Source organism: Pseudomonas sp. SDO5522_S412 (assembly GCF_054071215.1).
The window spans coordinates 31,923-40,684 of sequence record NZ_JBSVWQ010000039.1; the positions used below are offsets into that span (position 1 = coordinate 31,923).

At 63.3% G+C, this 8,762-nt stretch carries 8 protein-coding genes; 6 read left to right on the forward strand and 2 right to left on the reverse strand.

The window, feature by feature from the left end:
* Positions 1-3: 3 nt before the first annotated feature.
* Complete coding sequence (locus ACW9I6_RS11675) at positions 4-1,041, reverse strand: alpha/beta hydrolase family protein (RefSeq protein WP_457339315.1); 1,038 nt, start codon at positions 1,039-1,041, stop codon at positions 4-6.
* A gap of 153 nt (positions 1,042-1,194) precedes the next feature.
* On the opposite strand from ACW9I6_RS11675, the gene ACW9I6_RS11680 reads away from it, so the two are divergent.
* From ACW9I6_RS11680 to ACW9I6_RS11690, 3 genes are all read left to right on the forward strand, one after another.
* On the forward strand, positions 1,195-2,826 hold the full coding sequence (locus ACW9I6_RS11680) for a sensor domain-containing diguanylate cyclase (RefSeq protein ID WP_457339316.1): 1,632 nt from the start codon (positions 1,195-1,197) through the stop codon (positions 2,824-2,826).
* An 80-nt stretch (positions 2,827-2,906) separates the two neighbouring features.
* The gene (locus ACW9I6_RS11685; RefSeq protein WP_457339321.1) at positions 2,907-3,125 is read left to right on the forward strand and encodes a DUF6630 family protein; all 219 of its coding nucleotides are present in this window, start codon (positions 2,907-2,909) and stop codon (positions 3,123-3,125) included.
* A 16-nt stretch (positions 3,126-3,141) separates the two neighbouring features.
* Positions 3,142-3,762, forward strand: a complete 621-nt coding sequence (locus tag ACW9I6_RS11690) for a LysE family translocator (protein WP_457339317.1) — start codon at positions 3,142-3,144, stop codon at positions 3,760-3,762.
* Positions 3,763-3,764: 2 nt separating this feature from the next.
* Here the strand turns inward: ACW9I6_RS11690 and ACW9I6_RS11695 are convergent, their stop codons facing one another.
* Positions 3,765-4,469, reverse strand: a complete 705-nt coding sequence (locus tag ACW9I6_RS11695) for a CerR family C-terminal domain-containing protein (RefSeq protein ID WP_457339318.1) — start codon at positions 4,467-4,469, stop codon at positions 3,765-3,767.
* 99 nt (positions 4,470-4,568) lie between these two features.
* On the opposite strand from ACW9I6_RS11695, the gene ACW9I6_RS11700 reads away from it, so the two are divergent.
* The 3 genes from ACW9I6_RS11700 to ACW9I6_RS11710 are packed head-to-tail and all read left to right on the forward strand — an operon-like array spanning position 4,569 to position 8,672.
* Entirely contained in the window at positions 4,569-5,681 is a 1,113-nt protein-coding gene (locus ACW9I6_RS11700) for an HlyD family secretion protein (RefSeq protein WP_008436342.1), read from the forward strand.
* On the forward strand, positions 5,674-7,254 hold the full coding sequence (locus tag ACW9I6_RS11705) for a DHA2 family efflux MFS transporter permease subunit (RefSeq protein ID WP_457339319.1): 1,581 nt from the start codon (positions 5,674-5,676) through the stop codon (positions 7,252-7,254). Before ACW9I6_RS11700 ends, ACW9I6_RS11705 begins: the two co-directional genes overlap by 8 nt.
* Positions 7,251-8,672 (forward strand): efflux transporter outer membrane subunit, encoded by a 1,422-nt coding sequence (locus ACW9I6_RS11710; protein ID WP_457339320.1) that lies wholly within the window; start codon positions 7,251-7,253, stop codon positions 8,670-8,672. The genes ACW9I6_RS11705 and ACW9I6_RS11710 overlap by 4 nt, the downstream gene beginning before the upstream one ends.
* The last annotated feature ends 90 nt before the right edge of the window (positions 8,673-8,762 follow it).

Sequence of the window (8,762 nt, forward strand, 5' to 3'; positions counted from 1 at the left end):
CGGCTAGCGCAGTGACTGCTGCAGAAACTCACTGATCAAGCTGAGTACCTGCTGCTGGATCTGCGGCTTGGGACGAGCACCCTTGGCATCCAGGCAGATAAAGCCTTCGCCGGGGTCGCTCTGTTCAATCCGCTCCACCGCGCCCGGCTTGCAGAGGGGCAGGAAGCTGAAGTGCGTGGCGTCGCTGATTTCCACGTAGCGCGACGTCTTCTGCGGCAGGCGCTTGGCCAAGTCGGCCGACTCGAGTGCGGCGGGCAATTCCGGCGACGGCGTGCCCGCCGCAATCACTAGCGTGGGGCGGTTCAGCGCCGCGAGGCTGGCATCGCTGAAGCCGCGGGCGAATCCCAGGTCCAGGGAAACAATGGCCGCCACGCGCGGGTCGCTCAAGTCACCGGCCAGTCGCTGCCTCGCCTGCTCGGTGCGACCAACCTCAAGTTGTTCGTAGGCCTTGCAAGGGGCAATTTCCGGATGCAACTTGCAGTCCTCGGTAAAGCGCTGCGGATCAAAGCGGGCACCGCCGACTTCGAGTGCGGTCCAGCCACCGAGGGAGTGCCCGACGACGGCGATCTTGCGTTGGGCCACCGCGCCGAAGCGTTTCGGCTGGGCAATCACGGCATCAATCACCCGATGGATATCCAGGGGCCGTTTCCACAGCTCGGAAGCGGCCGGCTGTGTGCGGTCCTTGCTGGTGGTGCCGGGGTGGTTGGGCGAGGCGACGATGTAACCCTGCCCGGCCAACGCGCTGGCGAGCCAGGACTGGTTGATCCAGTTGCCGAAGATGCCGTGGGAGATCACCACCAACGGATGCTCGCCGGCGGCCGGTGCGGCGTCCTTCAAGGCCGGCGCGCCGTAGAAAACCGGATTGTCGGCGATCAGTTGTGGCGTGCCGGTGGCATCGGTCGGGTACCACACCGCCACCTGCAACGGCCTGCCGTGTTCAGCGTCGGGAATCACAATTTCCTGGAACCCGGTCCGCACCTCGCCGGCTTGGGCCAGCCCGGTGACAACCATCAACAACAGAGCAGCACACAGCGTTTTCATCCTTGAGTTCCCTAAGTGGCTAAGCGCCATATTCTGGCATGGCCGTCATGGGAAAGCAGGTGGGAAATCAATGCGCGTATAAATCATCAGGCTATGGCAACTATCCGAATGGTACGACTACCATGTAGTCACACTCCTTTCAGATAGCCCCCAATGATCAAAGCCAGCCTGCGTAGTCACCTGACCCTCTGGTTTGCCGGTTTGTCGCTGCTCACCCTGGTGAGCGTAGGGTTCTACGTTGGGCACATCGCTACCGAGCAACTGAAACTGGCCAGTGGCAATGCCTTGTTGAGCACTGCCCGCTCCACCGCCGCGCTACTGGCGGTGCAGCTGCGTGAACGCCAGCTCGAAGTGTCGCTGCTCAGCCGCGCACCGCTGTTCAGACGGGGCAACCTGGACGATCCGGACATACTGACCTCCATGGAACAACGCACCCAGTCCCGCGCCGAGTACGCGTGGATGGGCGTCGCCGACACCGACGGGCGTGTGCGCCAGGCGGTGAATGGGCTGCTGGTCAACCAATCCGTAACGGCACGGCCCTGGTTCCAGGCCGGTTTGCAGGGCAACTACACCGGCGATCCCCACGAGGCGGTATTGCTTGCCAAGCTGCTGCCGGGCTCCAACGGTGAGCCCTGGCGCTTCATCGACTTTGCCGCACCGATTCGCAATTCCGGGGGCCAGGTGATCGGCGTACTGGGGGCTCACGCCCACTGGACGTGGGTGACACAAATTGTCGAAGCGGCCAAAGGCAATACGCCGGACATCGAGGCGCTGATCATCGACAACGACGGCAAGGTGCTCTACCCGGAACAACTGGCCGGCCAGCAACTGCCCCAGGACCGCCTGGCCAATGACACCGGCTGGTCGGTCGACAACGGCTACGTGACCAGCGCCGTGGCGGTGCCCAGCCCGTCGAATTCCAGCCTGACCTGGTACATCGTGATGCGCCAGCCGCTGGAAATCGCCCTGCACCCTGCCCGCGTATTGCTCTACAAACTGCTGCTGTTGGGCGTCATTGCCGCGGTGATTTTCGGCTTCGTGGCGTATTACCTGGCGTCGTACCTCAGCCGGCCCATCGAAGAACTCGCGCGTTCAGCCAAGCAGGTCCAAAACCAACAGCCTGGCGCGTATTTCCCTCAAGACCATTTCGTACTGGAAATCGCCCAGCTCGGGCGCTCCATCAAGGGCATGACCCAATCGCTGCTTGGCAAGGAGCGCGAGCTGCAGGACACCAATGCGTCCCTGGAAGCCACCGTCGCCCAGCGTACTGCCGCCCTCACCCAGGCCAATGCCGAGCTGTTGAACCTGGCCAGCCATGACGCCCTGACCGGCGTCTACAACCGTCGGCGCTTCGATGAAAAACTGGCGGAGTACAGCCTGCTGTTCCAGCGCAGCGGGCGCGCGTTTGCCTTGCTGCTGATCGACGTTGATCATTTCAAGCGGATCAACGATACCCATGGGCATGCCGTCGGGGACGATGTACTGCGCCAGCTCGCGCAGTTGATTCAGGACGCCACCCGCGCCACTGACTTCGTCGCCCGTTACGGCGGTGAAGAGTTTGCGGTGCTGTTGCCGGAAATCGAAGCGCCGGACAGCCCGGATGTGGTGGCCGAGAAGATTCGCGCGGCAATTGCCGGAGCGTATTTCGAGACCGCTGGGCAGGTCACGGTGAGTATTGGCGTCGGACTCGTTGAAGCGTCGGACAGCGACACCACAGTGCTGATCAAGCGTGCGGATCAGCAGTTGTATCGGGCCAAGTCGTCGGGGCGCAATCGCGTGGCGTGACGGTGTAGTGCGTCATGAGCCTTTCCAGAAAGCCACAACGCTCTTGATTAAATATCGACAGCCGCGCGCCCATAACCGTAATCTGCCCCACGAACGATGAACACAACGTATGCAGGTCATCAATGGCTGAGGTGCTGGACCGTTTCGACCAATGGCTGGCTCGGTGCGGCAAGCGTTACGTTCATCTGGACTCGGGAGATGACGATTTCCAGGGCTTTATCATCGATGCTGAACAGGTCGCGGCAACCATCGAGCTGGCGCGTTTCGCCGGTATCAACGCCAGTCTTGAGAGTTTCTGATTTCAGGTAAATATCCATGTCCATCACCGACAACCTGCTCGCCTTCACCTTCGCCGCCACGCTGCTCACGTTGACGCCCGGACTGGACACGGCCCTGGTATTGCGCACTGCAACGGTGGAGGGCAAGCAACAAGCCTTGCGCGCCACCCTGGGCATCAATGCCGGCTGCCTGCTGTGGGGTGCAGCTGTGGCCTTTGGGCTGGGCGCGTTGATTGCCGTGTCCGAGGTGGCCTTCAACGTCTTGAAGTATTGCGGCGCGGCTTACCTGGCGTGGCTGGGCTTGAACATGCTGCTGCGTCCGCGCAGTTCGCTGGCGTCCGTCGAGGCCGATGGAAAGCCCGGCGCCAACTGGTTCCTGAAAGGCATGATGGGCAACGTGCTCAACCCCAAGATCGGGATTTTCTACGTGTCTTTCCTGCCGCAGTTCATTCCCCAGGGGCATCCGCTGGTGGCGTGGACGTTCGGGCTGGTGAGCATCCACGTGGTGATCAGCCTGGCCTGGGCACTGATACTGATCGGTGCCACGCAGCCATTGGCCGGCATGCTGCGGCGTGAAAAGGTGATCAAGTGGATGGACCGCACCACCGGCATGATATTCGTGCTGTTCGCGGCCCGGCTGGCCTTCAGCAAGCGCTGAAGTCAGCGCCGGTCCCGATGCCGTACCAAGCCTTCCAGGGTAAACCGCGCCTGCATCAGCACCACATCCCGCACCAGTTCCATTTCCTTCTGGCTCACTTCGGTCCAGTTCAAGGCGGAGAGCAGCTTGGGTTTCTGCACCCGAAACGCCAGGCCCTGGGTGAACAGCGCCATCGAGTGGATCACCGTGCGTTCGTCGTCAACGGCAAGGCCGGCAACGCGCGCGATCAGCAGGCGGATCACGTTGGCGATGCGCGCCTTGAAGCGTTCCTCGAACGCCATGGTCGCGCTTTCAGGGCAGAGCCCGGCTTGATGGCGATCAAGAAACGCTCGCCACGCGGTGGTCTGGGGACTGTCCTGGATCGTTGAAACCACCGCGCCGAGAATGCCCAGCGAGGCGTCGATCAACCTCTGATCGTCGACCGCGGGATCGGCCAGCGCACCTTCTGCGGCTTCAACGGTAGGCGCCATCTTCTGCCACAACAGCGCGATCAAGTGCTCGACGCATTCCAGGTACACGCCTTCCTTGCCATCGAAGTAGTACTGGATAGCGGGCGCATTGACGCCGGCAGCATTCGCGATGTCTCGCGTGGACGCGCCGTCGTAGCCACGCTCGCCAAATACCTCGACAGCCGCCTCGATAATGCGTGCGCGGGTTTCTTCACCCCGCTGATAACCCCCTTCGGCGGCCGGTTTGTGTCGTGCCATGTGCCACTCCATTTTTTTAACGTAACCAAAATATACCAGTTGACAAAAATTCGCGAAAAAACGAATTTATTCCAACTGATATAAAACTGGAGTGACTTGATGTCCGCAGCACCTCCCTCTCCTCAGGTCATTCCTGAAACCACCGTCAACGGCCAACGTGGCAAAGCCCGACGGATTCTACTGTCACTCGCCGGCGTGGCGCTGTTGGCCGGGCTGGCGTGGGGCGCCTGGTGGTGGCTCACCGGGCGCTTTATCGAGACCACCGACGACGCCTATCTGCAAGCCGACAGCATCAGCGTGGCGCCGAAAATCAACGGCTACGTCGCCGAGGTGCTGGTGGCCGACAACCAGAACGTGAAGCGTGGCGACGTGCTGGTGCGCCTGGATGCGCGCAAATACCAGGCAGTCAGTGACGAAGCCTCGGCGACGATTGCGGCCCGCGAGGCTGACTTTGCCAAGGCCCAGGCCGACCTGGTGCAACAGGACTCGACCATCGCCGAAGCACGGGCCCAACTGCAAGGCGCCCAGGCCGACGCCCAGCACGCGCAAACCGAAGTCGCACGTTATGCGCCGCTGGCGCGTTCCGGGGCCGAGCCGGAAGAACGCCTGGCGCAGCTCAACAACCAGCTCGCCCAGGCCCGCAGCACCGTGGCCGCCAAGCAGGCCGCGTTGCGCTCCAGCCAGACCCGCTACGGCACCCTCGAAGCCCAGCTCAAGCAAGCCCAGGCGCAACTCGGCGTGGCCAAGGCCAGCGAAGCCCAGAGCCAGCTGGACGTGGACGACGCGGTGATTCGCAGCCCGCTCGATGGCCGCGTCGCTGATCGCGGTGTACGCGTCGGCCAATACGTGCAGCCAGGCACACGCTTGTTGACCGTGGTGCCGGTGAGCGCGATCTACCTGACCGCCAACTACAAGGAAACCCAGATCGGCGAGATGCGCGCCGGGCAGACCGTCACCGTGCATGTGGACGCACTGCCAGGCCATGATATTCAGGGCCATATCGACAGCCTGTCCCCCGGCACCGGCGCACAGTTCGCGTTGCTGCCGCCGTCCAACGCCACCGGCAACTTCACCAAGATCGTGCAGCGCGTGCCGGTGCGGATTTCCCTGGATGTACCGGATGACGACGTGCGCCAGGCACTGGTGCCCGGCTTGTCCGCCACCGTGGAAGTCGACACCCGCACCCACAAGGCAGACGCCAACCATGGCTGAAGCCATCTTGACCGAAGTGCCCGCGGACAAACCGCGCAACGCTTCGCTGACCGACTGGATCGCAGTCGCCGCCGGCTCGCTGGGCGCCTTGCTGGCGACCCTGGACATCTCGATCACCAACTCGGCGCTGCCGCAGATCCAGGGCCAGATCGGCGCGACCGGTACCGAGGGCACGTGGATCGCCACCGGTTACCTGATGTCGGAAATCGTCATGATTCCCCTCGCCGCCTGGCTGACCCGGGTATTCGGCCTGCGCCGGTTCCTGATCGGCACCGCGTTGATGTTCACGTTTTTCTCGATGTTCTGCGGGCTCTCTTCAAGCCTCGGCGCGATGATCGCCGGGCGTATCGGCCAGGGTTTTGCCGGCGGCGCGATGATCCCGACCGCGCAGACCATCGTGCGCACCCGCCTGCCTGCCCATCAGTTGGCAATCGGCACCACGATGTTCGGCATGACGGTGATCCTCGGTCCGCTGCTGGGCCCGGTGATTGGCGGCTGGCTCACGGAAAATATCAACTGGCGCTGGTGCTTCTTCATCAACTTGCCCGTCAGCATTACCTTGATCACCTTGCTGATCACCGGCCTGCCCAGCGACCGCATGAACCTCCAGCAATTCATCAAGGCCGACTGGCTGGGCATCATTGGCCTGGCCATGGGCCTGAGTTCACTCACCGTGGTGCTGGAAGAAGGCCAGCGCGAACACTGGTTCGACTCGAAGTTGATCATCTGGCTGAGCATCACGATGGTGATCGGCTTCTTCCTGATTGCCGTCGGGCAAGTCCGCTCGAGTACGCCGATCCTGCGCCTGCAACTGGTGCTCAACCGCAGCTTTGGCAGCGTGCTGCTGATCGCCACGGCGGTCGGCGCCGGGCTGTATGGCACGGCGTACCTGGTGCCGCAGTTCCTCGGCATCCTGTCGGGCTATAACGCGCAACAGTCGGGTTCGATCATGTTGCTGTCGGGGATTCCGGCGTTCCTGCTGATGCCGATACTGCCGCGAATGCTTGGCCGCCTGGACCTGCGGATGATGGTCGGCGTGGGTTTGTTGATGTACTGGGCCAGCTGCTTTCTCGACACCCAGCTCACCGCCCAGAGTGTCGGCCATGATTTCTACTGGTCGCAGATCCTGCGGGGCTTCGGGCAGATCCTGGTGATGATGCCCCTCAGCCAACTGTCGATGCGCTCGGTGGAAACCCGCGATGCGGGTGACGCGGCCGGGCTCTACAACATGTCACGCAACCTCGGCGGCACCTTGGGGCTGGCGCTGCTCGGCGTACTGATGGACCGGCGCAGCCACTTCCACGACGACATGTTGCGCGAAGGCATCCAGGCCAACACCCAGTTGACCCAGGATCAAATGGCGAGCAATACCGCCAGCTACCTGGCGCAAACCGGCGACCCGTCCACGGCCTCGCTGCAGGCCCTCAGTCATCTGGCCAACGACATCGCCCAACAAGCGGCGGTGATGGCCTACAACGACGCGTTCTACGTGCTGGGACTCGCCATGCTGGCGTGCCTTCCCCTGATCTTCATCCTGAAAAAGCGCGCGGCGCAGGCAGGCCAACGAACATGATTTATCGCTCACTTCCCTTGCTCTTCACCGTCGGCCTGCTGACGGCGTGTACCGTGGGGCCGGACTACCAGGGCGCGCCGGATGCCGCGCCAAAGACCCTCGCGGCCGGGCGCTTGCCCCACGCCGACATAGGCCTGCCGCGCACACCCGCGGTCGCCCAGTGGTGGCAAGCCCTGGGCGATCCGCAGCTCAACCAATTGGTGGCCCAGGCCCTGCAAAACAGTCCGGACATGGCGACCGCCCAGGCGCGTCTCAAGCAGTCGCGAGCCAGCTTGAGTGGCGCCAACGCCAACGCCCTGCCCAAGATCACCGGCGATGCAGCGATGCTGAAGCTGCGCTCCCCCGACACCTCGGCGCTGGGTGGCAGCAGTGGCGGTGGTCGCGGGCCATTGAGCCTTTACCTCGCCGGGTTTGATGCCAGCTGGGAGGCCGACCTGTTCGGCGGCACCCGGCGTGCAATCGAGGCGGCCCAGGCGGAAAACGACGCCTCGCAGGCGCAACTGGCCGATGCCCAGGTGCAACTGGCAGCCGAGGTGGTGCAGACCTATGCCGACGTGCGTGACCAGCAGGCGCGACTGGCACTGGTGGACGCCAGTGTCGAGATTGAGGAACAGGCGCTGGACCTGACCCAGCAGCGACGCAGCCGTGGCGTGGCCTCGCAGTTACAGCTGGAGCAGGTCCTGACACAGGCCGAAAACACCCGGGCCCAACGCCTGCCGCTGCAAGCGTCAATCGTCGAGGCGATTGACCAGTTGAACCTGCTCTGCGGCCTGGAACCGGGCGAGTTGGACGCGAGCCTCAACACTCCCCGCGCCCTGCCCGCTATCCCTAGCCAGGTACCCTTTGCCGACCCGGCGGCGATCCTGAAAGCACGCCCGGATATCCGGGTGGCCGAGCGCCAACTGGCTTCCAGCAACGCGCAGATCGGCGAGAAAACCGCCGACTGGTTTCCCAAGCTCAGCCTGATGGGCGACTTGTCGTTCTCGGCGGCCGATCCCGGGCACCTGGCGCGCAAGGACAGCGGCACCTGGCTGCTGTTGCCGCGGCTGACCTGGAACGCATTGGATTTCGGCCAGGTGGCGGCCAGTGTCAAAGGTGCGGAAGCCGGGCGCGACGAGGCCCTGGCCCATTACAAAAGCGTGGTGTTGAGTGCGTTGCGTGATGCGGATGTGGCCCTGGCGCGGTATGGCAACCAGCGGCAGAACGTGGTGCTGCTGCGTAACGTGGAATCTTCGGCAGTACGGGCTGCGGACCTGACGCGCCAGCGTTATAAGGCAGGTACGGCGAGCACGCTGGATTGGCTGGACGCGGAACGTACGCGGTACCAGGCGCAGGAAAGCCGGATTTCCGGGGATGCGCTGTTGCTCAAGGACTTTGCGTCGTTGCACAAGGCGCTGGGGTTGGGATGGACGTTGTGACAAATAACCCGAGTGACCACTGACCTGTGGCGAGGGGGCTTGTCCCCCGTTGGGCTGCGCAGCGGCCCCAAAAAAGAGGGACTGCTACGC